20 protein-coding genes and 1 pseudogene are annotated in these 23,011 nt (G+C 61.5%); 9 read left to right on the plus strand and 12 right to left on the minus strand.

Features of this window, described 5'->3' with window-relative positions; translation table 11 throughout:
- Nucleotide 1: 1 nt before the first annotated feature.
- Nucleotides 2-1,114 (minus strand): efflux RND transporter periplasmic adaptor subunit, encoded by a 1,113-nt coding sequence (locus HMPREF9720_RS02650; RefSeq protein ID WP_009596638.1) that lies wholly within the window; start codon nucleotides 1,112-1,114, stop codon nucleotides 2-4.
- A 174-nt stretch (nucleotides 1,115-1,288) separates the two neighbouring features.
- Between HMPREF9720_RS02650 and HMPREF9720_RS02655 the strand changes: the two genes are divergently transcribed.
- Nucleotides 1,289-1,462: a histone H1 gene (locus HMPREF9720_RS02655; protein ID WP_009596623.1), complete on the plus strand. Its 174-nt coding sequence runs from the start codon at nucleotides 1,289-1,291 to the stop codon at nucleotides 1,460-1,462.
- A gap of 76 nt (nucleotides 1,463-1,538) precedes the next feature.
- Here the strand turns inward: HMPREF9720_RS02655 and HMPREF9720_RS02660 are convergent, their stop codons facing one another.
- The 4 genes from HMPREF9720_RS02660 to HMPREF9720_RS02675 all read right to left on the minus strand — a co-directional run bounded on the left by HMPREF9720_RS02660 (nucleotide 1,539) and on the right by HMPREF9720_RS02675 (nucleotide 5,508).
- Nucleotides 1,539-3,251, minus strand: a complete 1,713-nt coding sequence (locus HMPREF9720_RS02660) for a phosphoethanolamine transferase (RefSeq protein WP_009596639.1) — start codon at nucleotides 3,249-3,251, stop codon at nucleotides 1,539-1,541.
- A gap of 14 nt (nucleotides 3,252-3,265) precedes the next feature.
- A complete protein-coding gene (locus HMPREF9720_RS02665) occupies nucleotides 3,266-4,468 on the minus strand; it encodes a BamA/TamA family outer membrane protein (protein WP_009596651.1) in 1,203 nt (400 codons plus the stop codon).
- Nucleotides 4,469-4,472: 4 nt separating this feature from the next.
- A complete protein-coding gene (locus HMPREF9720_RS02670) occupies nucleotides 4,473-4,991 on the minus strand; it encodes a hypothetical protein (RefSeq protein ID WP_009596622.1) in 519 nt (172 codons plus the stop codon).
- 103 nt (nucleotides 4,992-5,094) lie between these two features.
- Nucleotides 5,095-5,508, minus strand: coding sequence for a DoxX family protein (locus HMPREF9720_RS02675; protein WP_009596652.1), 414 nt, complete (start codon nucleotides 5,506-5,508; stop codon nucleotides 5,095-5,097).
- Between the two features lie 297 nt (nucleotides 5,509-5,805).
- Here HMPREF9720_RS02675 and HMPREF9720_RS02680 point away from each other — a divergent pair, with 297 nt between their 5' ends.
- Entirely contained in the window at nucleotides 5,806-6,282 is a 477-nt protein-coding gene (locus tag HMPREF9720_RS02680; RefSeq protein WP_009596646.1) for a low molecular weight protein-tyrosine-phosphatase, read from the plus strand.
- Nucleotides 6,283-6,372: 90 nt separating this feature from the next.
- On the opposite strand, the gene HMPREF9720_RS02685 is transcribed toward HMPREF9720_RS02680, so the two are convergent.
- The 3 genes from HMPREF9720_RS02685 to fabG all read right to left on the minus strand — a co-directional run bounded on the left by HMPREF9720_RS02685 (nucleotide 6,373) and on the right by fabG (nucleotide 8,983).
- A complete protein-coding gene (locus tag HMPREF9720_RS02685; protein ID WP_009596626.1) occupies nucleotides 6,373-7,251 on the minus strand; it encodes a PorV/PorQ family protein in 879 nt (292 codons plus the stop codon).
- A gap of 214 nt (nucleotides 7,252-7,465) precedes the next feature.
- Nucleotides 7,466-8,122, minus strand: a complete 657-nt coding sequence (locus HMPREF9720_RS02690; protein ID WP_009596653.1) for a chloramphenicol acetyltransferase — start codon at nucleotides 8,120-8,122, stop codon at nucleotides 7,466-7,468.
- Nucleotides 8,123-8,236: 114 nt separating this feature from the next.
- Complete coding sequence (fabG, locus tag HMPREF9720_RS02695; RefSeq protein WP_022044589.1) at nucleotides 8,237-8,983, minus strand: 3-oxoacyl-[acyl-carrier-protein] reductase; 747 nt, start codon at nucleotides 8,981-8,983, stop codon at nucleotides 8,237-8,239.
- A gap of 170 nt (nucleotides 8,984-9,153) precedes the next feature.
- Between fabG and glyA the strand changes: the two genes are divergently transcribed.
- The 7 genes from glyA to HMPREF9720_RS02730 all read left to right on the plus strand — a co-directional run bounded on the left by glyA (nucleotide 9,154) and on the right by HMPREF9720_RS02730 (nucleotide 17,212).
- A complete protein-coding gene (gene glyA / locus HMPREF9720_RS02700; protein WP_009596629.1) occupies nucleotides 9,154-10,434 on the plus strand; it encodes a serine hydroxymethyltransferase in 1,281 nt (426 codons plus the stop codon).
- 1 nt (nucleotide 10,435) lies between these two features.
- Entirely contained in the window at nucleotides 10,436-11,116 is a 681-nt protein-coding gene (locus tag HMPREF9720_RS02705) for a DUF2461 domain-containing protein (protein ID WP_009596625.1), read from the plus strand.
- 15 nt (nucleotides 11,117-11,131) lie between these two features.
- The gene (locus tag HMPREF9720_RS02710; RefSeq protein ID WP_009596656.1) at nucleotides 11,132-12,079 is read left to right on the plus strand and encodes an alpha/beta hydrolase; all 948 of its coding nucleotides are present in this window, start codon (nucleotides 11,132-11,134) and stop codon (nucleotides 12,077-12,079) included.
- A 134-nt stretch (nucleotides 12,080-12,213) separates the two neighbouring features.
- The gene (locus HMPREF9720_RS02715) at nucleotides 12,214-14,340 is read left to right on the plus strand and encodes a PTS mannitol transporter subunit IICBA (protein ID WP_009596637.1); all 2,127 of its coding nucleotides are present in this window, start codon (nucleotides 12,214-12,216) and stop codon (nucleotides 14,338-14,340) included.
- A 46-nt stretch (nucleotides 14,341-14,386) separates the two neighbouring features.
- A complete protein-coding gene (locus tag HMPREF9720_RS02720) occupies nucleotides 14,387-14,650 on the plus strand; it encodes an HPr family phosphocarrier protein (protein WP_039939670.1) in 264 nt (87 codons plus the stop codon).
- Nucleotides 14,650-16,290 carry a phosphoenolpyruvate--protein phosphotransferase gene (gene ptsP, locus HMPREF9720_RS02725; RefSeq protein WP_009596633.1) on the plus strand — a complete coding sequence of 547 codons (1,641 nt, stop codon included), beginning with the start codon at nucleotides 14,650-14,652 and terminating at the stop codon, nucleotides 16,288-16,290. The genes HMPREF9720_RS02720 and ptsP overlap by 1 nt, the downstream gene beginning before the upstream one ends.
- 73 nt (nucleotides 16,291-16,363) lie before the next feature.
- Entirely contained in the window at nucleotides 16,364-17,212 is an 849-nt protein-coding gene (locus HMPREF9720_RS02730) for an alpha/beta hydrolase (RefSeq protein ID WP_009596631.1), read from the plus strand.
- 124 nt (nucleotides 17,213-17,336) lie between these two features.
- On the opposite strand, the gene HMPREF9720_RS02735 is transcribed toward HMPREF9720_RS02730, so the two are convergent.
- The 4 genes and pseudogenes from HMPREF9720_RS02735 to HMPREF9720_RS02750 form a co-directional block, all read right to left on the minus strand.
- Nucleotides 17,337-18,317, minus strand: a complete 981-nt coding sequence (locus HMPREF9720_RS02735) for a FecR family protein (protein ID WP_009596628.1) — start codon at nucleotides 18,315-18,317, stop codon at nucleotides 17,337-17,339.
- A 39-nt stretch (nucleotides 18,318-18,356) separates the two neighbouring features.
- Complete coding sequence (locus tag HMPREF9720_RS02740; RefSeq protein WP_014776446.1) at nucleotides 18,357-18,983, minus strand: RNA polymerase sigma-70 factor; 627 nt, start codon at nucleotides 18,981-18,983, stop codon at nucleotides 18,357-18,359.
- A gap of 130 nt (nucleotides 18,984-19,113) precedes the next feature.
- On the minus strand, nucleotides 19,114-22,107 hold the full coding sequence (locus HMPREF9720_RS02745; protein ID WP_009596655.1) for a fibronectin type III domain-containing protein: 2,994 nt from the start codon (nucleotides 22,105-22,107) through the stop codon (nucleotides 19,114-19,116).
- Nucleotides 22,108-22,122: 15 nt separating this feature from the next.
- Nucleotides 22,123-23,011: pseudogene (locus HMPREF9720_RS02750) on the minus strand (BACON domain-containing protein); the annotation flags it as partial.

The following is a 23,011-nucleotide window of genomic DNA, read 5'->3' on the forward strand; positions in this document are numbered from 1 at the left end:
GTCAGCGTTTTACGGGGATTACCTTCATGCCGTCGCGCAGTTTCTGCTGGCCTGCCGTAACCACCTGCTCGCCCTCGGCGAGGCCCTCGTCCACGCACCACATCGTGCCGTAGGTGTCGCCCAGCACCACGCGGCGGTAGGCCGCCGTGCTGTCGGGCCGCACGACCCAGACCGAATTGACGCCCTGCGCCTGACTGACGCTCTGCTGGGGCACGATCACCCGCGGCTGCACGGGGCCGACGTTGGCCGAGACGCGGGCGAACTGTCCGGGTTTGAGCGACCGGTCGGGGTTGGGGAACATCACCACCAGCACGAGCGTTCCCGTGCTGCTCGACACGTCCTTGCGGGTATAGTCGTAGAGTCCCCCGTAAGGGTAGCGCGTGCCGTCGGCCAGCGTCAGGCGAATGTCCGAGAGCAGCCCCTCGTTGTCGTAGATCGAACTGCGTCCTCCGGCCGCCCTGAGGTATTCGGCCATAGGAATGGCCACATCGACGGTCAGCGTGTCGATGTTCGAAATGCTCGTCAGCACGCTGAACTGCGTGCCGGGACCGACGTAGTCGCCCACATGCGCCGCCGTGTGTTCGATGATGCCGTCGATGGGCGAGCGCAGCTCGGTGTAGCCGACGTTCATGCGGGCGCTGCTGAGCGTCTGCTCGGCCGAGCGCACCGAGGCTTCGGCGGCCTTGTACTGCGCCGTATACTGATCGAGCTGCGCCTGACTGATGGCGTTGATCTTGGCCAGCGGCACGGCGCGCTCGTAGTTGTTCCGCGCCTCCAGCGCCTGCGCCTTGGCCGACTGGAGCGCGGCTTCGGCGGCGAGCATCGTGGTCGAGAGCTGGTCGGGGTCGATCGTGAAAAGCAGCTGCCCGCGTTTTACGGGCATGCCGTTCGCATACTGCTTGGATAACAGGAAGCCATTGATCCGGGGCTGGATCACGGCGTCGAAATTACTCGAAAGATAACCGATGAAGCTCATGCGGTTGGGGATGCTGTCCGTAACGGCGCGGGCCGTTTCGACCTGCAGGGGCGGCATTGCGGGTTTCGGCTTGTGCCGGCCGCACCCGGCGGACAGGAGCGCGGAAACGAGTCCCGCCACGATTAAAAGTCTGTTCATACCGGAATGTTTTACGCTCTTGCGGGGACAAAAAACGTACCGCGAACCGGGTGACAGGCTCTTGGAAAGGGGGTTTTATGCTAAAAAACGTTGAATTTTTTGGCAATAAATGATGTTGTTTAGATAATTTTTATATCTTTGCGTTGATAACAAACCCAATTAATAAAAAAAGTTATGAAAGAATTAGTAGCAAAGATCAATGCAGAGTACGAAGTATTCGCAGCTAATGCAGCAGCACAGGTAGAGAAGGGCAACAAGGCCGCCGGTACGCGCGCCCGCAAGTCCGCTCTCGAAATTTCGAAGCTGATGAAGGAGTTCCGCAAGGTTTCCGTAGACGCTGCGAAATAATTACAGACGCAATGACGCAACAAAGGCTGTCCCAAGGGGGCAGCCTTTGTTGGTTTCATACGGGCTGTGAACTTGCCTAAGGTTTGATGCCGAAGCGGGCGAAAACCTCCATGTCCTCCGGTTCGAGACCGGTTTTGCGGAAGGGAACGGCCTCGTTGTGGTCGTTCAGGTAACGGCGCGGACGCTTGCGGTCGTAGTCGGGGTTCACGAGCGATACCGTCGGATCGACGAAGCGGCCCCGGATCGAGGCCATGTCGGCCATGGTGTGGAACAGGGCGTGGGTCGTGGCCGGCGCCGTCTCATTGATCCCGGCAGCCGCGGCTTTGGCGGGAAAATTCCGCCGGTAGGCGTCGGAGAACCACGCCAGCGAGGCCACGTAGAGCTGATAGGCGGTCGTGGTGGGCGAGGCGTGCAGGAAGCGTTCGCGGTCGTCGTCCAGAATGTCCTCGCCGTGGTCGGCGCAGTAGAGCAGCGCCGAGGAGGTTTGCCGCAGTCCGCGCAGGAAGGCGATCGTCTCGGCGAGAAAATGGTCCGTGTAACAGATCGAATTGTCGTAAGCGTTGCGGAGCGTGTGCGCATGCTCCCGCGAGATCGCCACGTCGTCGTCGGGTTTGAAACGTGCGAATTCGCGCGGATAACGCTGGTGGTAGCTGAAGTGGGAGCCGTAGCAGTGGAGGATGAAGAGCATCTTCTGCGCCGGGGCGGTCTCGACGATGCGGCGCATTTCGTCCAGCAGCTGCATGTCGTGGCGCGGCGAGCGGATATAGATCAGGTGATCGGCGTCGCGGGCCAGCTTGTCGATCATGGCGCCCTGCGGCGACTGGTTGGAGATGAACCACGTTTCGAAGCCCGCTTCGTTGAAGAGGGCAGGAAGCCCTTTGCGGCGGTAGAGCTGGTCGTGCTCCTCGGTCGAGACGGAGGAGAGGATGAGCGGCACGCTCTTGTGCGTGGTGTTGCTCTGCGTCAGCACATCGCGGAAAATCACCAGATCGTCCACCTGCGAGAGCCGGGGATTGGTCTCCCGTTCGTAGCCGTAAAGCTCCCAGCTCATGGCGCGCGACGCTTCACCTATAATATATACGTAAATCTCGCGTCCGGGCGCTTCGGCCTCGCGGCTGGCCTCGTAGGTGAAATCCGCCGAGGTCTTTTCGAAGTTGTAGGCCTTGCGGAATTCCGAGGCGCTCAGGTAGACGTTGTAGGCCACGTTGAGCGGGAAAATCTCGTCGCGCAGCACGTGCCGCTGTTCGCTCACATGATAGGCCGGCCACAGGGCCAGCATGCCCAGCGCCATGAGCGCGGCACCCGAAAGACCGACGTTCATGCGCGTCGTGCGCGAAATGTAGCGTTTGTGGCCGATCTCGCGCGCCGCGAACCACAACAGCGGCAGATACATCACGCAGACCAGAATGACCGAAGGGTAGATGTTGCTCAGCAGTTCGCCCGCCTCTCCGGGATTGGTCGTCACCAGATTGGTGAACATGTCCGTGGCGATGATCGAGTTGCCGAACAGATAGAGCAGCACGATCTGGAACGCGCAGAGGAAGATAAAGGGAAACCCCAGCCAGATCATCACGCCGGAACGGCTCAGCGCCACGCTCCACATCATGTAGAAGCCCAGCGGCATCAGAATCAGCGCCTCGACCGTCCAGCCGGAGTAAGGCTCGGTATTGGCCAGCACGCAGTTGGGGATAATCAGCGCGACGAAGAAATAGACGGTCAGCAGCGTGGTGAAACGGCTGCGGGTTTTGACCGTGCGTCGTCTGTTTACCCTGTTCGGATCAGCATTCATATCGTTACACTAACCTAAAAAGCTTCGTTTATGCTCAGCAGGAAGCCGCTCGTCTTCTTGCCGAAGCCGTAATCGAGTCGCACATTGACCCGTTTCTTCAATTCCCAGCGCAGGCCGACGCCGTAGTTGGGTAGCGTCTCGGACCAGTCGAACCGCTCCAGATCGCTGAATACGTTGCCTGCGCCGCCCCAGAAGGTGCAGCCGATGCGCCGCCAGATGCGCTGGCGCAGCTCGACCTGAAACGTTATCATGTCGTTGTCCGTATAGCGGCCCTGATAATAACCGCGCATCCGCTGCGAGCCGCCCATGCGGGCCAGCATCAGCCACGGGGTTCCCTCGGAGTTGAACTCCGCGTAGAGGTCCGTTGCGAGGATGCTGCCCTTCCACAACTGCCTGTAGTAGTCGGCCGTGAAGGTCGTGCGCCACAGCGAACGTCCGCAGTTGCCCAGTCCCTTGGGAAACAGCGTCTCCTGCAGACTGACGTAGACGCCCCGGAAAGGGTTGGGTATGAAGTCGCGCGAGTCGTATTCCAGAATCGCCCCGACGCCCGTGGCGGTGTAGTGCGTCTTCTGCCCGTAGAGGTAGCTCTCGCCCAGCGGCTTGAACTTCTTGCCCTGCGTATGCTCGAAACTGAGGATGCCGCCCACATAGGTGTTGGGCAGCACCCGGTGCAGGTAGCTTGCCTTTATCAGGTAACGTTTCTCGTTGTAGGAGCTCTCCTCGTTGTAGCGGCCGTCGTTATAGCCGATGCCCCACATGTCGCGGGGCGCCGAAGCGAACATCACCGTATAGTCGATGCGCTTGCCGTTGCGGGAGAAGATGTTGTTGCCCGTGACGCCCAGCGCATAGAATCCCGAAATCGAGACGTTGGCGAAGATCGAAATGTCCGACGGCGAAGTGACCGAGTCCGTACGGTCTATGCGGTAGAGTCCGGCCGCCAGCAGTCCGATGCCGAGACTCGTATTCTTCGAATAGCTGGGGCCTCCGGCGAAGGTGAAGTCGATTTTCTTCTCAAACGTGCGGTCGCGCGTCGATCCCTCGAAATATTTCACCACGCGCCGCGGGAACGAGAGCCGTTTCTGCGGCTGGGGCTGTTCCGGAAGCGGGGTATAGCTGTAATGCAGCGTGTCGCTGCCGTTGATATACACTCCCTCTTGGGCCGCTCCCTGCAGCGCGAAGCAAAGGGCTAAAGCCAGAACGGCGGTTTTGCGCAGCATCCGGTTATTTGTACTTCTCGATCGTTTCGTAGAAATCGGCCTTGTCCTGCTCCGAGAGAACCCCCTTGCGCAGGAAGACCAGCTCTCCCTCCTTCGATACGATCATCAGCACGAACTGGTTGTTGCAGTCGCCCAGCTCCCAAGCCTTGCTCAGGATACGGTCCTGATCGGCGAGCACCAGCGCGCCGTTCTTGGCCGTGCGTTTCTTGGCCATGTTGCGGGCCATGCCGTTGGGGACCATCGGGGCGTCCTTGAGGTTCATCACGCCGAAACCGAAAATATTGTCGCTCTGGGCGCGGTGGTTCTCCTCCAGTTCGACCGTGAAATCGTTGTTCTGCTTGTGACGGTCGGGGTCCACGTAGAATATCATCAGGTTCTTCTCGCCCCAGTGCGGCAGCTTGGCCGGATTGCCGTCGAGGTCGAGCACTTCGACATTATTCACTTTGCGGGGCAGCTCCTGAGCCGCCGCTGCGGATGCGGCGAGCGTGAAGGCGGCCAGCATCCCAATTACTTTCATCTTCATCGTAATCCTGTTTTTTGGTTTCAAAAGAAAACAAATCTGGGCAAAGTTACAACTTTTCCGCCAACATACGGACAATCAGCCGTTATAATATTGTCCGTATGGTTCACTTTTTTGGCTTGGCGGGAGTCAGCGCCGTGTCGAAAGCGTAAAGTCCGCCGCCGGAAATAATCAGGAAGACGTAGACGCCCAGCCACACGAACTCCAGCTCCCCGGCGCCGAATCCGCCCCACGCGAACATCAGCAGGATGCCCAGCGAGAGAATCAGCGCCGACATCCGCACCCAGATGCCCATGATGATCGCCACCGCCAGCAGCACCTCGGCCACCGTCACGACGACGAACGTCGCCGCGCTGCCGGCCGAGGCGAACGACGGGTACGAATTGACGATTTCGTTGTAATCCTGCATTTTGCCGATATTGTGGAAGAGCATCATCCCTCCCGCGAACAGTCTCATGTAGAGCACGGCCCAATCCATGTGCCGGTATTGCCCGATCCAGTCTTCGATTCTTTTTCCCATGCTCCGGCATCGTGCAATTTGTATTCCAAAGGCGTTCCGGGAGCGATTCGCACCCGGCCTGCGCCGTTCCGGGCGCGCTCCCGAACCGCAGACGGCCCGGCATGGACGGATATTTCCGCCCCGAAGTCCGGAGCCGCCGATGACACGGATGCCGACCGGCCTCCTTGACCGACACAAGGTCTCCGGGCGGATATTTCCCGTCCGCCGCCCGCTTCGACGCGCTCCCGGACAGCCTGTTCCGGCAGAAACGCCCCTGAATTTTCGTCTTGTCGCCCGATTTTCGTTATCTTTGCGCCCATGAAGACCAATATCCTTTTCGTCTGCCTCGGAAATATCTGCCGCTCCCCGGCGGCCGACGGCATCATGCACCACATCGTCGAAGAGCGGGGACTCAGCGGCCGGATCGGAATCGACTCGGCCGGAACCTACGCGGGGCACACGGGCGAACTGCCCGACGCCCGCATGCGCCGCGCCGCCGCACGGCGGGGTTACGACCTCGGCCACCGCGCCCGGCAGATCCGGGAGGAGGATTTCGACCGGTTCGACATGATCGTCGTCATGGACGACATGAACTACGAGAACGTCCACCGGCTCGCGCCGTCGCGCAGGGCCGCCGAAAAGATCTTCCGCATGCGGGAGTTTTTCCGCCGCCACTCCCGTTGGGACCATGTTCCCGACCCCTATTACGAAGGCGCCGAAGGCTTCGAGCTGGTGCTCGACATGCTGGAGGACGGCTGCGGGGGAATTCTCGAATACCTCGAAAATCCGCAGTGACATGCAGAAAAAAAGCAATCCGGAGACGTCCCGTCCCCGGATTGTTGTTTTCGCAGCGGCTTGCCGAAGCCGCCGTATCGAGACCGCGCCTCAGAAGTCGAGTCCGAAACTGATGCTGTAGGTATTGTGCAGCAGCGTCTGCTTCTTGGCGATCAGGTAGGCGAAGTCGAGACGCAGGTGCAGGAACCGGACGCCCGCGCCGACCGAACCGTAGGAAGGGTAGTAGTCGCGGCGCTCGCCGTAGTGATAACCCGCCCGGAGCTGGATGAGCTGCATCAGGTTGTACTCGGCGCCGACCGACATCTGGAATCCCCGGACTTTCGAAGGCGAGAAGTAGTAGCCCAGATCCGTGCCGACGGTTATCTCGTGCACGTCGCTGAGGAACGTATCCAGCGCCACGCCCGCCGTCAGGTCCATCGGCAGGGTGTAAGGCGTGTCTTTCAGATAGCCGCCCAGATTGCCCAGCTTGGCGCCCGCGCGCAACGTCGAATAGCTTCCGACATTTTCCAGCGGGTGCGACCATGCGGCGCTCAGGTCCACGGCCAGCGCGTCCGCCGAGGTTTCGGGACGCTTGAGGTGCATGTAGCGGGCCACCACGCCGACGGCCCAGTTGCCGCCGATGCGGCGCGAGTAGCCCAGATCGACCGCCATGTCGTTGTTGCCCCGCTCGCGCAGGTACTGCCGCCAGCCGATCTGCGCCAGATTGACGTTGTCGAAACGGCAGAATCCCGTCACGGCGTAGTAGTCGAACTGCCCCTGTCCGTAATAGGACGAGGATATCTGCGACGGCATCTGCGAGAAAATGGCCGTCGCGGAGTTGTTGTATATGGCGTGCGACCCAGACAGGGTCGTCATGGCGACGCCGCCCATGCCGAGCGTCTTGGCGTCGGGCGTCGGCAGGGTCGCTTCCTGCGCTGCGGCGCAGAGCGTCGCGGCGAGCAGTGTCAGTGTGGTTATCAGACGTTTCATACGGCAAATATAGCGAAAGGCGGGCGGCAAAACGAAAATTTGTCTCCTGATTTGTCCGGAACGCCTTCCATGTGCGGCAAATATAGCAAAAAAGATGCAAGTTCCGCCGGTGCGGGCGGCCAAACTCTGGGCACGGTGCGCCCGGCCTGCGATCGGGCTTCGGGACCCGCAGTCCCGGACGGGCCGCGACGCCGGCGTGCGAAGCATGATGCCGTCAGGCTGAAATCCGCTTCAGGCACTCCTCGACGAGCTTGAAAAACCGGGAGATATGCGCGCCGTCCACGAACGCATGGTTGACGAAGATCGAGAGCGGCATCACGAGCCGCCCTTCGCGCATCACCGCCTTGCCGGCGTTCATCAGCGGATATTCCGTCGGTTGGCCCGGCGCTCCCTGCGCGTAGGTCAGGGAGGTGAAATAGAGGTCCGGCGTGGCGCTCAGCAGGAAGACGTCGTAATCGCCCTGCGCCTGCAGCACCTTTTCGGCGCCGTAGGGATCACCGTCCTGCGGAATGTCGGTGACGATGGCGCGGGCCTCGGCGTAGAAGCGTTCGAAATCGGCATGGTAGGGGATGCGGACGGTGTAAAACGTACGGCCCGGAACGGCGATGGGCGAGATGACGTCCACCGTGTCGTGCCAGATCACGTTTCCGCGGCTGTCCGTGCGGTAACGGAACTCCTTGATTTCATTGACCGCGCGCAGCACGGCGTAGAGGTAATAGAGGAAGAAGGAGCGTCCCGCGGCTTTGGCCGCCGCACGGGCTTCGGTGCAGTCGATCTCGGTCGCCACCGAAATCCACGAATTGAGGAAGTTGCGGAAAAAGGCGTAATTGTCCCGCCGCTCCCAAGTTTCGATGTCTACGGTATGTTTCATAAGGTATGGCGTTAAACAAAACGTCCGCTCAAGCAGACTTGGCGGACGCTTTTATTGCCGGTCCGATGCCGCGGGGCACCGAACCGCTGCTGTTTTCCGATTGCCGGGAGATTCCTAACAGTTCATCGCGCCGCAGCAGTGGATGACTTGTCCGCTGACATACGACGAAAGATCCGATGCGAGGAACAGCGCGACCTTGGCCACGTCCTCCGGCGTGCCGCCGCGGCGAAGCGGAATCTGCTTGTACCAGCCCTCCTTCACCTCGTCGGGCAGTTTGTCGGTCATCTCGGTCATGATGAAGCCCGGAGCGATGGCGTTGGCGCGGATGCCGCGGGGACCCATCTCCTTGGCGATCGACTTGGCAAGACCGATCATGCCGGCTTTCGACGCCGAGTAGTTGCACTGGCCCGCGTTGCCGCTGACGCCCACCACCGACGACATGTTGATGATCGAGCCGCCCTTCTGACGGGCCATGATCGGCGTCACGGCGTGGATGAAGTTGAACGCCGACTTGAGGTTTACGGTCAGCACGGCGTCCCACTGGGCTTCGCTCATGCGCATCATCAGGCCGTCCTTGGTGATGCCGGCGTTGTTCACGAGAATATCGATGCGGCCGAAATCCTTGACGATCTCTTCGATGACCTTGTGCGTCTCTTCGAAATTCGCCGCGTTCGACGCATAGCCCTTGGCCTTGACGCCCAGCGCCGCGATCTCGGCTTCGGTGGCTTTGCCGTTGTCGTCGATCACGAGGTCGGTGAACGCCACGTCGGCGCCCTCCTTGGCGAATTCGAGTGCGATGGCCTTGCCGATACCGCGGGCCGCGCCCGTGACGACAGCCACTTTACCTTCGAGTAATTTCATAGCTTTCAAAGTATTAAGAATGTTTGCAAAATATTCTGTTTTTCCTTTTTTCGTCCGAAAGACAAACAAAGTTAAGAAAAATATTTTGAAACGCTCCGCCGCCGCCGGAATTTCGCCAAATATTACTAACTTTACCGTCCGTAAACGAATCATCACAAATCCTTAGAGATATGAAAAGAGACACCCAGATTTTCGATCTGATCGCCGCCGAGCGCAGCCGTCAGATGCACGGCATCGAACTGATCGCCTCGGAGAACTTCGTAAGCGAACAGGTCATGGAGGCCATGGGCTCCGTGCTGACCAACAAATATGCCGAGGGTTATCCCGCAGCGCGCTATTACGGCGGCTGCGAAGTCGTGGACAAGGTCGAGACGCTGGCCATCGAGCGCATCTGCCGTCTCTACGGCGCCGAATACGCCAACGTGCAGCCCCACTCCGGCGCGCAGGCCAATATGGCGGTATTCTTCGCCGTGCTGCAGCCGGGCGACACCTTCATGGGACTCGATCTGGCGCACGGCGGCCACCTTTCGCACGGTTCGCCGGTCAACATGTCGGGCAAATACTTCAACGCCGTGGGCTACCAGCTCGACGAGGCGACGGGCGTGATCGACTACGACGCCATGGAGCGCAAGGCGCTGGAATGCAAGCCGAAACTGATCGTCGGCGGCGCTTCGGCCTATTCGCGCGAATGGGACTACAAACGCATGCGCGAAATCGCGGACAAAGTCGGCGCGCTGCTGCTCGTGGACATGGCCCACACGGCCGGCCTGATCGCTGCAGGACTGCTGGACAACCCCGTGAAATACGCGCATATCGTCACTTCGACGACCCACAAGACCCTGCGCGGACCGCGCGGCGGCATTATCCTCATGGGCAGGGATTTCGAAAACCCGTGGGGGCTTACCACGCCCAAAGGCGCGGTGAAGATGATGTCGCAGATCCTCAATTCGGCCGTATTCCCCGGCATTCAGGGCGGTCCGCTCGAACACGTCATCGCCGCCAAGGCCGTGGCTTTCGGCGAGGCGCTCGAACCCAGCTACAAGGAGTATCAGACGCAGGTGCAGAAGAACGCCAAGGCGATGGCCGAAGCATTCGTGAAGCGCGGCTACAAGATCGTTTCGGGCGGCACGGACAACCACCTGATGCTGGTCGACCTGCGCACCAAGTTCCCCGAACTGACGGGCAAGCTGGCCGAGAAGTGTCTGGTGGCGGCCGACATCACGACCAACAAGAACATGGTGCCGTTCGACAGCCGTTCGCCGTTCCAGACTTCGGGTCTGCGCTTCGGCACGCCGGCCATCACCACCCGCGGCCTGAAGGAGGACAAGATGGACTACATCGTCGGGCTGATCGACCGCGTACTGCACGATCCCGAAAACGAGGACAACATCGCCGCCGTACGCAGGGACGTGAACGCCCTGATGGCCGATTATCCGCTTTTCGCTTGGTAATATGAAAGAGGTAATCGACTTTTTCCGCCGCCTGCACGACAACAACGACCGTGCATGGTTCGACGCCCACCGCGCCGAATGGACGCACGTGAAGGGGCGCTTCGCCGCCTTCACGGAGCGGCTGATCGAGGGAATCGCTGAGTTCGACCCTGCGGTGCGCGGCCTGCGGGTGCAGGACTGCACCTACCGCATCGCCCGCGACACGCGGTTCAGCCCCGACAAGTCGCCCTATAAGACATATATAGGTGCGTACATCGCTCCGAAAGGCAAAAAGTCGGGATTCGCCGGTTACTATTTTCATATCGAACCGTGCTGCGACAGCCTGATTTGGAGCAACGCGCTTTCGGCGGGGCTTTACTGCCCCGAACCGGTCGTGCTGCGCAGCGTGCGGGACGAAATTACGGACAACGGCGCGGAAATTGCAGCGGCGATCCGGAAAGCCAAAGGGTTCGACCTTGTCGAGGAGAACAAGCTCAAGCGGGTGCCCACGGGATTCCCCGCCGACAGCGAGTACGCCGACATGCTGAAGCTCAAGGATTTCTACATCGCCAAGCGGATCACCGAGGAGTTCCTGCTCGCGGACGACCTGCTGGAGAAGACTTTGGCGGAGTTCCGCTGCACGCAGCCGTTCGTAGCGATTCTGAACCGCGCCGTGCAGTTCGCCTACGAGGAGATGATGTAATTTTATGCAGACGATATGAAACGGATTCTTGTATTATTCGCGCTCTTCGCCGCTGCGGCGGGTTATGCGCAGACGGTCGAAAAGCAGACCTTCGTCTATGCCGTCAAGCAGACCGACACGCTGCGGCTGGACCGCTACGTGGCGCTCACGCCCGACAGCCGGACCAAACCCTGCCTGATGTTCGTCTTCGGCGGCGGTTTCGTGGGCGGCCGGCGCGACAATGCGAGCTTCCTTTCGTATTTCGAATATTACGCCCGGAAAGGGTATGTGGTCGTGTCGATCGACTACCGGCTCGGCATGAAGAAGGCCATGCAGGCCGGAACGCTCAGCGAGGAGACCTTCCCCGAAGCTTGGATCACGACCCTTGCGATGGCGACCGGCGACCTCTACGACGCTACGGCCTACGTCTGCGACCATGCGTCCGCGTGGGGCGTGGACAAAACCCGGATCGTGGCGAGCGGTTCGAGCGCCGGAGCCATTACGGTGCTGATGGGCGAATACGGCATCTGCAACGGGCATCCGCTGGCGCGGCAGAAGCTCCCGCAGGACTTTAACTACGCGGGTGTAATATCCTATGCAGGAGCTATTTTCGACACGCAGGAAGAGCTGCGCTGGGCCAAGACTCCCGCGCCGATGATGCTCTTCCACGGCGATGCCGACCGCAACGTCCCCTACGACGCCGTGCTGTACGACGGCAACGGGTTTTTCGGCTCGAAGCATATCGCCGATATGCTTACCGAACGGCGCATCCCGCATTGGTTTTACTCGGTCGCCAACACCAATCACGTCATGGCGACCCGCCCGATGTACGACAACCGTTACGAGATCGACGCGTTCCTCGAAAAGCTCGTCCTGAAGCGTGAACCGCTGGTGATTGACACCTACGTCACGCCGCTGGAAGCCCCCGAACTGCCGAAGGCCTTTACGCTCTCCGATTATATCGACGCCAATTACGGCAAATAGCGGCTGTCCGTTCCGTTTTATACGACCGTCCTCCACAGGAGGACGGTTTTTTTTATGAAAAGCGCACCGTTTTTTTCGGTTTCGAATAGGTGATAGTCCCGTTTCGCTTGTATATATAAGCAAGAAACGAAGTTATGCGACAACAAATCCAGCAATTCGGCAGGACCCTAAGCGGCATGGTCATGCCCAATATCGGCGCGTTCATCGCGTGGGGATTCATCACAGCGCTTTTCATCCCGGAGGGATGGTGGCCCAACGGACAGCTCGCGCAGCTGGTCGGGCCGATGCTGACCTACCTCCTGCCGCTGCTGATCGCCTACACCGCAGGGCGCAACGTCGCCGGGGAGCGGGGCGGGGTGATCGGCGCCATTGCCGCCGTCGGCGTGATCGTCGGCAGCGATATTCCGATGTTCATCGGCGCGATGATCATGGGTCCGCTGGCGGGATATGCGATCCGCCGGTTCGACCGCATGGTCGAGGGGCGCGTGAAGGCAGGCTTCGAAATGCTCGTCAGCAACTTCTCGATCGGCATTCTCGGCATGCTGCTGGCCGTTCTGGGCTACTATGTCGTCGGCAGCGTGGTCTCCGGCCTGACGATGCTCATAAGCAGCGGTGCCGAGCTGGTCATACGCCACGGACTGCTGCCTCTTGTGTCGCTTTTCGTGGAGCCGGCCAAGGTGCTGTTTCTCAACAACGCCGTCAATCACGGAATCTTCTCGCCGATCGGCATCGAACAAGCCCGCGAAACGGGGCAGTCGATCATGTTCCTGCTCGAAACCAACCCCGGTCCCGGATTGGGCGTACTGCTCGCATACTGGCTTTTCGGCCGGGGAAATGCGCGCCAGTCGGCTCCGGGAGCCGTGATTATCCAGTTTTTCGGCGGCATCCACGAAATCTATTTTCCCTACATACTCGCCCGTCCGGTGCTGATCGTTGCCGCAATCGCGGGCAGCGCCGCGGGACTGCTGTTTTTCTCGCTCTCCGATGCGGGGCTGGTGGCTCCGGCGTCGCCCGGAAGCATCCTCTCGGTGCTGGCGATGGCTCCCAAAGGCAAGACGCTCATCGTCCTGCTGGGCGTCGTGATCTCCGCCGCCGTGTCGCTGGTCGTCGCCGCACCCTTTATCCGGCGCGCGTCCAAGACCGAAACGGAAGGCGATCCAGCCGTCGGGAAGCTCCCGCAGAGCGCAGCGGGCATATCGCCGCATGCAGCCGGACGACCCGTCCGCAAAGTGATCTTCGCCTGCGACGCGGGCATGGGATCGAGCGCCCTCGGCGCGACCCGTTTCCGCAAACGCCTACGGGACGCGGAAATCGGCGTTGCGGTGGGCAACAGTGCGGCGGACCGTATTCCGTCCGATGCCGATGTGGTCGTATGTCAGTCCGTACTGGCGGAGCGGATCGCCGCGGCCGCAAAAGGCGCCGAGTTGATCGTAATCGACAACTTCCTCTCCGATCCCGGTCTGGACGCCCTGTTCGCCCGGCTGGAGAGCGCGAAGCCGACGGCGGCAGGCCCCGGAACCGTATCCTGCGGCGAATCGGACTCCGATATGTCCGATGCCCGGCTTGCGGAAGCCGTATTGCCTTCCGACGTCTGCGACGCCCGATCTGCCGGAGCGACGCCCTCTTCCGAAACATCCGCGTTCCGACCGGCAGAAACAACAGCGTCTCCCGACATGCCCGCCGCCCGGCTTGCGGAAACTACGCCCTCTTGCGGTGTATCCGGTTCCCGGTCCGCACAATCCGCACTCTCTTGCGACCAATCCGGTCTGCGGGGCGCCGCGGCCGATTCGGCCCCGCAACCCGAAGAAACCGCATCCGCCCCCAAGGACGCCGCTCCGGACGGCGCCATCCTGCAACCCGGAAATATCCGGGTCGGACTGCCTGCGGAGCCGAAGGAGGAGGCGATCCGGCGGGCTGGCGAACTGCTCGTCGCGGGCGGATATGCCCGGCCGGAGTATGTCGATGCGATGCTGCGCCGCGAAGAGCTGGCGACGACCTGTCTGGGGATGGGGCTTGCGATTCCGCACGGAACCTCCGACGCCAAGGAGCGCGTGCTGCGCTCCGGCATCGTGGTTCTGCAATACCCCGACGGCGTGGATTTCGACGGCGAGAAAGCGCACCTGATCGTGGGAATCGCAGGCGTGGGGGACGAGCATCTGGAGATCCTCGCCCGGCTGAGCGCATCGTTCGAGGACGAAGAGCTGTTGCAGCGGCTTATGACCGCGACCGACCCGCAGGTGATCTACGACGCGCTGAAATAGCCGCAGGATGCACAACCGAAAACCGACCGAACCAACAACGACTTATATGACATCGCAAAAAGTAACGATTACGGCTCCCAACGGCATGCACGCGCGGCCGGCCGGGGAGCTGGCAAAACTTGTCAAGGGCCTTGCGCCCGTCAGGATCACTTTCCGCACCGCCGCGAAGGAGGTCAATGCCGCGAGCATGCTCGCCCTGCTGTCGCTGGGGCTGAAGTGCGGCACGGAGATCGAAATATGCGCCGAGGGCGGCGACGAAGCCGCCGCCGTGAAGGCCGTCGCGGCGTTCATCGCAAACATGAGCGAGTGATGCGCGTGCTTCGGACCGGAATCCCGGCGGCGGGAATTGCCGCAGGAACGGCGTTCGTCCTCGAACGCCGCGTTTCGGCCGCACCGTCCGCCGCGACCGGAGATCCGGCGGCCGAAACGGCCCGCTTCCATGCCGCGCTGGCGCAGGCGAAAACGGAGCTGGGCGTATTGGCGGCGGAAAACGACATCTTCGCAGCGCACTTGGAGATGGCCGACGACCCGATGCTGGCGGAACAGGTCGAAGAGCGGATTTCGGAACACGGCTTTTCGGCCGAACGGGCTTTGGACGAAGCCTGCGAAGAGGTGTGCGGCATGCTCGCCGCGCTCGACGACGAATACCTCGGAGGCCGCACCGACGACGTGCGGGACGTATGCGGCCGCATACGCCGTATTCTCACGGGCGAAACGGCCGAAAATCCGTTCGCCGGACTTGCTCCCGGAACGATCGTCGTGGCCGAGGAACTGACGCCGTCGGATACGGCGCTGATGGATTTCAGCCGCATCGCGGGCGTGGTGACGGCCCGCGGAAGCGTCACGAGCCATGTCTGCATCATCGCCCGCGCCAAAGGGATTGCGGCAATCGTCGGAGCATCTGAATGCATGCTTGAGATAAATACAGGCGACAAGCTGATAATCAACGGAGATACGGGCGAAATAATCGTCGCTCCCGATACCGCAACCGAACGGCGATACCGCGCCCTGAGCGCATCGCGGAAACGGCACGGCGAGCATTGCCTGAAAGGTGCGCATACGCCTGCCGTGACGCGCGGCGGACGGCGTATCGCCGTGCTGGGGAATGCCGGCAGCGTCGCGGAGGTGCGCGCGGCCCTCGATGCGGGAGCCGAGGGAATCGGGCTGTTCCGCAGCGAATTTCTCTACATGCAGAGCCGCGGCGGGTTTCCCGGCGAGCAGACGCAGTTCGAAGCCTACCGGCATGCGGCAGAGTTGTGCGGCGAACGGCCGTTAGTTATACGAACGCTCGATATAGGCGGGGATAAAGCATTGCCGTACATGGATTTCGGACATGAGGAAAATCCGTTTCTCGGATGGCGCGCCATCCGCGTTTCGCTCTCCATGCACGACGTGTTCCGTACGCAGCTGAGGGCGTTGCTCCGGGCGAGCGTATTCGGCAACCTGCGGATCATGTTCCCGATGATTACGTCGGTCGGGGAGTTCCGCCGGGCCGAAACCGCCGTGCGGGAGTGCATGGCGGAGCTGGACGCGGAAAAAGCCGCTTACAATCCCGGAATCGAGCTGGGCGTGATGATCGAAACCCCCGCCGCGGTCATGGTCGCCGACCTGCTGGCCGCGGAAGCGCGGTTTTTCAGCATCGGGACCAACGACCTGACCCAATACGTCATGGCCGCAGACCGGGGAAATCCGCGCGTGGCGCATCTCTGCGACCCGTTCGATACGGCCGTGAAACGCTCCGTCGCCATGACGCTCGCGGCGGCGCGCAGCGCGGGCATCGAAGCCGGCATGTGCGGCGAACTGGCTGCCGACCCGGAAGCCACGGCGTGGCTGCTCGAAGCGGGACTGGAGGAGTTCAGCGTCAGCGCACCCGCCGTCGCGCCGCTCAAAGAGCGGATACGGACGCTGGACCTGCCTGAGGTGCGAAAAACACCCGGTGCAGCCGAATAAATTTGCCGCGGCACGCGGTTTACACTATCTTTGAACCCGATTTACCCGTTTAATCCAAAATAAACTGCAAACCATGAAAAAAACACTGCTCCTGCTGGCCGCCCTGACCTTGTCGCCGGCCCTTTATGCGCAGGACTACCATGTCGTACTCTGGGACAACGCGACGGCGCCCACCTCCAACGGCCTGACGGGCGAGGAGATTCAGCCCAAACCCGGCCAGTGGTCCAATACCCAGAAAGCCGAAATGTGGATCTACAAGGCCGGAGACAATGCCACGGGACAGGCGCTGGTATTCTTCCCCGGCGGCGGATACTCGACGCTTTCGGTCGGCAACGGCCACAAGGAGGCCAAGTGGTTCGCCGAAAACGGCGTCACGGCCGCCGTGGTGAAATACCGTCTGCCCAACGGTCACAGCGAAGTTCCGCGCAACGACGCCGACGAGGCGCTGCGCGTCATGCGCGAAATGGCCGCTGAGCTGAACATAGACCCGGCGAAAGTAGGGGTGTCGGGCACCTCGGCGGGCGGCTATCTCGCCGGCAGCGTGGGTACGCTTTCGGAAGTGAAGCCCGATTTCATGATCCTCTACTACCCGGTGATTTCGGCCGACGCCGACAAACGCCACAAGGGGACGTTCGTGCAGCTGCTCGGCGCCGACGATGCCGACAAACCCGTCGCGCAGGAGTTCTCGCTCGAAAAGAAGGTCGATGCCCGGACCCCGCCGACGCTGCTGTTCCACTGCGACGATGACAAGGTGGTGCCTGCCGTGAACAGCGCGCTTTTCTACCAGAAGCTCAAGGAACACGGCGTCAAGGCTACGCTCCACATCTATCCGTCGGGCGGCCACGGCTGGGGCATGAACCCGAAGTTCCGCTATTACGACGACTGGCAGAAAGCCACGCTCGACTGGCTCTCGACGCTGTAACGCAGTTGCAAAAACATGAAAAGCCCCGCCGGAAAGCGGGGCTTTTTGTATGCGGTTTGCTCCGGATGCCGGCGGCGGGGCAGCATCCGGCTGCAACCCCGACCGGCGATGCGGCGGAGCGACGTTATTTCTGGCGGAAGATCACCTCGCAGTGTTCGCCCGTCATGTACTCGACGATGTTGAGCACCTCTTCGAGCGAGTTCGAACGCTGGTAGTTGAACGCATAGCGCTTGTCGCCGTAACGGCCCGGCACCGAAATCCGCACGCCGTAGGTCGTTTCGATATGCGAGATGATTTCATGCAGGGTGGCGTTGGCCATCGTCACCAGATCGTATTGCGAAAGCACGAGGTGCGAAGCGTTCACGTGCGAGATTTCGAGGTTGTCGGCCGCCGCGTCGTACAGCGCGCGCTGGTCGGGCTGCAAGGTGACCAGATTGACGCCTTCTGGGGTTTGCAGGCGCACCGAGCCGTGTTCGAGGACCACTTCGGCCTGCCCGGAGTTCTCGTAGGCCTGCACGCAGAAGGCCGTGCCGAGCACCCGGACCCGCAGGTCGTCGGTAGCCACGGTGAACGGCGCCGCTTCGTCCCGCGCGACTTCGAAGAAGGCCGCGCCGGCAAGTTTCACGTTGCGCTCGGTCGGACTGAAAGCCTTGGGCAGTATCAGCCGGGTGCGGGCGTTGAGCCATACCTGCGTGCCGTCGTCGAGGGTGACGGTCGTCACGGTTTCGGTATTGTTCTCATAGACCCGGTAAATGTCGGGACCTGCGAGGAAATGCCATGCGAATCCCGCACACACCACCAACAGCACGGCCGCTGCGGCGCTCATCGACCAGCGCAGCAGACCGCGGCGGCGACGGGCGCGCTCCTCGCCGGCGATTTTCGCGATCCGGGCGTCGGTACTGCGCATGAAGGCCGCGAACCGGCCGAGGTCGGCGCTTTCGGCGAAGACGTTGCGGGCGTTCCAGATACTTTTGAGTTCGAAGAAGTATTTCCGGTGCTCCTCCGACTCCTCCAGCCACGCCATGAGGAACTGCTCCTCCCGATCGCTGGTCTCCCCCGCAAAGTATTTATTGATGACTGCATCCATTATAAGCGTATCTTCCATTTTGGTTTTGCTACTTACTATACAATCCTCAGGATGAATCTACCCAAAGGACTGCGAATTATTACAGAGGAAAATGAAAAACAGGAGCATCAGCAGTTCCGATTTCGACAATTTCGACCGCAGGGCCTTCAGCGCGAGGTAGATGTGGTTTTCGACCGTACTCTGCGCGATGCCGAGCCGCTCGCTGATTTCGCGGTGCGAGAATCCCTGCAGGTAGCTCAGCGTGAAGACCTCGCGGCACTTTTCGGGCAGGGCGGCCACCGCCGCGTCGATGCCGGCGCGCAGGTCCTGCGAGTAGATCTTTTCGATGATGGGATTGTTGTCGGGATCGTAGTAGGCGTATCCGATGCTCTCGATCCGCTCCTGATGGTAGGAGCGGTAGTTGCCCGCATGGCGGTTTTTGTTCACGTAATTGACCGACTGGTTGTAGACCGAGCGCAGCAGGTAGCCGTAGAGCGACTGCCGGGGATCGAGTGTCTCGCGCCGAATCCAGACGTTTACGAAAACGTCCTGCACGATGTCCTGCGCCCAGTTTCCCTTCAGGAAGAGACGGGCGTAAGCCATCAGCGGCGCGTAATAACGGCCGCACATCTCGTCGAAAGCCTCGCGGCTGCCGTCGCGGATCGCCGCCGTGAGCCGGGCGTTGTCTGTCGGAATGGATTCCATGTTTACAAAGATACACAAATCTTGCGTATTCGCCACTCCGCACCCGGTTTTTTCACCGTCCGGCACAAAACGACGGCGCCGGAACACATCGCTGTATTCCGGCGCCGAAGCAGTCAGAGAATGCAAGGCGTCAGTTCTTGACGACCGATATCTCGTCGATGTAATAACGGCTCTTCTTGGCGCCTACGCTGGTGAACATCAGCTTGTCGGTAGGCAACAGCCCCTCGATCGCGACGCTGTGCGATTTCCACGCCAGCTCGCTCCCGGCATCGCCGACCGCGATCGTGTCGCCGACCTTGACTTTCGTTCCGTCGCCGTGGACCACATACAGCTCCATCGACTCGAACTGGTCGCGGCACCAGCCCGCCTTGAAGACAACGGCCGGGGCGGTGGTCGAAGCCGCGGTCCAGACGTTTACGGCGGTCTTGAAGGTCACCGTGACATTCGCCGCCGCAGTGAGTCCGCTCATGGCGGGCGTCTGGATATAGCTCTGGTTCGCGTTGTCGCCGCCGAGACGGAAACTGCCGCAGAAGGCATTGTGAACTCCGTTGCCCGTAACCAGCGCACCGGTTTCCCAGCCGTCGTCCTTGAAGAACATCAACCGGTAGGGATCGCCGTAGGTGCCGCTGCCGGCATTCATGGCGCCGCCGCCTGCCGACCAGTCGGTGTAGGTGAACTCGGTCAGCATGGTCGAAAGCCCGGCCTCGCTGGTCACCTTCTTGGCCGATTTGACGCCGACAGCGGTCATGACGGCGTCGCCGCCCATAAAGCGGTCGAAGTCTTCATAGAACACTTCGCCGGCAGGGGCCGTGCGGCGCGCTACGGTGCCCGTAATGTCGTTCGACCACGCCGAATCGGAATCTGCGGCGCCGGCCTTCACCCTGAGCCTGTAGCTTGCCGAGGGCGACAGGGCGGCCGAAGCCCACTCCGTGCCTACATAGTTGAAGGCGAAACGCAGGGGGATGCTTCCGTATCCCGAAGCTTTCGACCAGTCATAGGTGAACCGGGCGCTGCGGGAGGGATCGCCCTCCTCCTCGATGGCCACCGTATATTGCGAGACGTCTCCCGCCTGCTCCCATTCGAGGATGATGCTCGACGTGGTTACGGCGGCTATCCTGACGTAAAGCGTCTTCGACTGCAGCGTCGCCGCATCGGAGTTGTCCGCGGCGAGCGCGGCGAGCGCCACGACCGAGAAGTCGTGCGAAGTGCCCGCCGTCAGCCCGGTCGCCGTGAAGGCGTTGTCCGTCACGGTCTGCGGCGTGCCGTTATCGACCGTCACGCTGTATCCCGTGGCACCGGAAACGGCGTCCCATGTCAGCGCCACGGTCGAGAATCCGGGTTCGGCCTTCAGGTTGGCGGGTGCGTCGAGCTTGCCCTGCGAAGCTTCGGCGGTGGTTGCCGAAGCCTTGGCCGACCAGTCGGAGTCGGTGGCCGTGCGGCCGGCTACGGCCTTGACCTTGGCGTTGTATTTGGTTTCGGGCGTCAGCTTGTCGAGCGTGCAGGCCGTGCCGTCGATCTTTTCGACCAGCGCAGCCTTGCTTTCGTCGGTGCCGTCGGCCCAGCAGGCGACCGTATAGGATGCCGCGCCGCTCACGGCGTCCCATTTGAGCGTCAGCTTGTCGGGCTGAACGGCTTCGGCGTCGAATTTCACGTTCGCCGGGGCCGCGAGCTGCTCAAGATGCGTTTCGCCCTCGCAGGTGACGACGATGTCGTCGAGCAGGAAGCGCGTCTTGTTGGCGCCGGCCTGCGCCGGATTCGAGGAGAAGGCGATGCGTGACGCCGGGGTGAGTCCTTCGAGCGTCACGGTGTAGGTTTCGAACCTGCCCACGGCGGACGAGATGTCGACCGTTTTCGACACGAAGGCGGTGCCTTTCTTGCTCACGACGTTGTTCGAGCCGAATTCCGCCCCTTCGACGGCTTCGACGACAATGTCGCTGCCGTAGACGTTTTCGCCTTCGGCATAGGCGCTGGCCGAGAAGCTGACCTTGACGGTCGTGTTCGCGGGCAGGGCCGTCAGCTGGGGCGTGTAGAGGATGCCGATGCCGCCGCTTCCGCCGCCGCACTTGATGTAGCCCGGACGGGTGGAGGTGTTGCCCGACGAACCCCAGCCCTTCATGCCGAGCGCTTCGACGTATTCGGCCGACGTGCCGCCCGTGTGGATGTGGAACTCGGTCGCCCAGTTGCAGAGGGGACGGTCGCCGTCCGCCTGCGGATTCACGCCCTCGGCCTTCTCCCACGTCTTGCGGAAGTCGGTGCCCGAAACGGCGTTGTAACCGGCCGCCGAATTCACGATGTCGCCGCCGTGGATGAAGGCGGAGAAATCCTGCGCCAGCACGATGTCACCGGCCTTCGCGGGGGTGTTCGCAGCGGCTTTCGGGCCGGCTTGGGTCGTGGTTCCGGCCACGACGGGAGTCTGGATATTGGCGAAACTCAGGTTGGTGATCCGGGCGTAATAGGTCGTTTCGGGATCGAGCCCTGAGAAGGTGTAGCGCACGACGGGGTAGCCGGCCAGCGCAGTGAAGATGCCTTTGCCCGACGAGAGTTTGCCGTCGGCGAGCCAGCTGACGTAGAGATCGGTGCAGGCTTCGTCGCGGAAAAGCTCGACATTGTAGCTGCGCGCGGCGTCGGTCGCCTTGTCGTCGGTGTAGGACCACTCGAAGGTCAGCGTCGAACCGCTCGCCGCATGGAGTTTCAGCTGCGGATCGAGGTCGAGGATGCCCACCGAAGCCATCAGCATGGCCGGTTTGTCGTGCTCGGTGACGTACACCCAGTCCGAAGTGGCGGAGTAGGGGTAGTTGGCCCGCACGCGGCCGTAATAGATCCGGTCGGTCGGCAGGTCGGTGAATTCATGGTAGTCGATGTCGGCGGTGGTCATGCAGAGCGCTTCGCTGACGGGGTTCATGTCGCCGTCCACGAGCTGTACAGTGTATGATGTCGCGCCGCGGACGAAGTCCCAGCAGATCGTGAGCGACTTGTTGCCGTATTCGAGCAGTTTCACGTTTTTCGGGGTCTTCGACTTGTAGGCGTCCGAAATCTCCACGCCGTCGTCCTTGCAGGCCGTGAGCGAAACCGCGGCCGAGAACGAGAACAGGGCGAACAGAATGTATATGATGCTTTTTTTCATGGTTGTTGTCCGGTTTTAATATACGAGCTTGATGTCGTCCACATACCAGCGGCCCGCCTTCACCGTCGATCCGGAGAACCAGCTGTCGGCCGTGGAGATGAAGAGCGACGGATTGGCCAGCGATCCGGGGTTGGGGATGACGGCCGACACTTCGACCCACGTGTAGGCCGGGATGTCGAGCGAGACGTAGCTCTTGGTCGAAGCGACGATCTTGCTGAGCGTGCCTTTCGAAATCCAGAAGCCGTCGTTCTTCTCGCAGATGCCGACCATGCCCTGATCGGGCGCGGCGGCCCAGATGCCGACCTTGAAGGTCAGCAGCATGTCGTAGCCCGCGGGAATGTTCAGCACCGGGGAGATGATGTTGCCGGGCTGTCCGTCGGCATTGTCGCCTGCCGCTCCGAACTGCATGTAGCCGGGGCACATGTAGTTGAGGTAACCCGTCCAGCCCTCCATGCCGATGGCGCGGTAGAACGAGGGATTGCCGTTGCGTACGGTCGAGGTGATGCCGCCGATGCTGGCGTTGGTGCCCGCCGTGACGCTCACCGTCTCGTTGTCGAGGCTGAGGTTGGCGACGGTCTTGTCCGCCGAGGTCACGCCGGCTTTCTGGCCGATGCAGTCGCCGCCCCAAGGAAATTTGTTGAAGTTCTGGACCAGCAGCGGCGTCTCTTCGCCCGCTTGGTCGAATCCGGCGCGGACGATGGTCGAAATCTCGCCGAAGTCCGTTTCGACGCCCGCGGCGTCGGTGACTTTCAGCGCGAAGGTCACGATGCCCTGTTTGGTCGCGGTGCCCGTGAGGGGTATCTCGATGAAGCCGTTGCCCGGCGAGGAGATCGAATAGCTGCCTGCGGCCGCCGTCAGCCCGTTGCCGCCCGTCTGGGTCACCGAAACGGTGTATTTCTCCGTG

This window comes from Alistipes sp. HGB5 (assembly GCF_000183485.2).
In the GTDB taxonomy this organism is placed as follows: domain Bacteria; phylum Bacteroidota; class Bacteroidia; order Bacteroidales; family Rikenellaceae; genus Alistipes; species Alistipes finegoldii.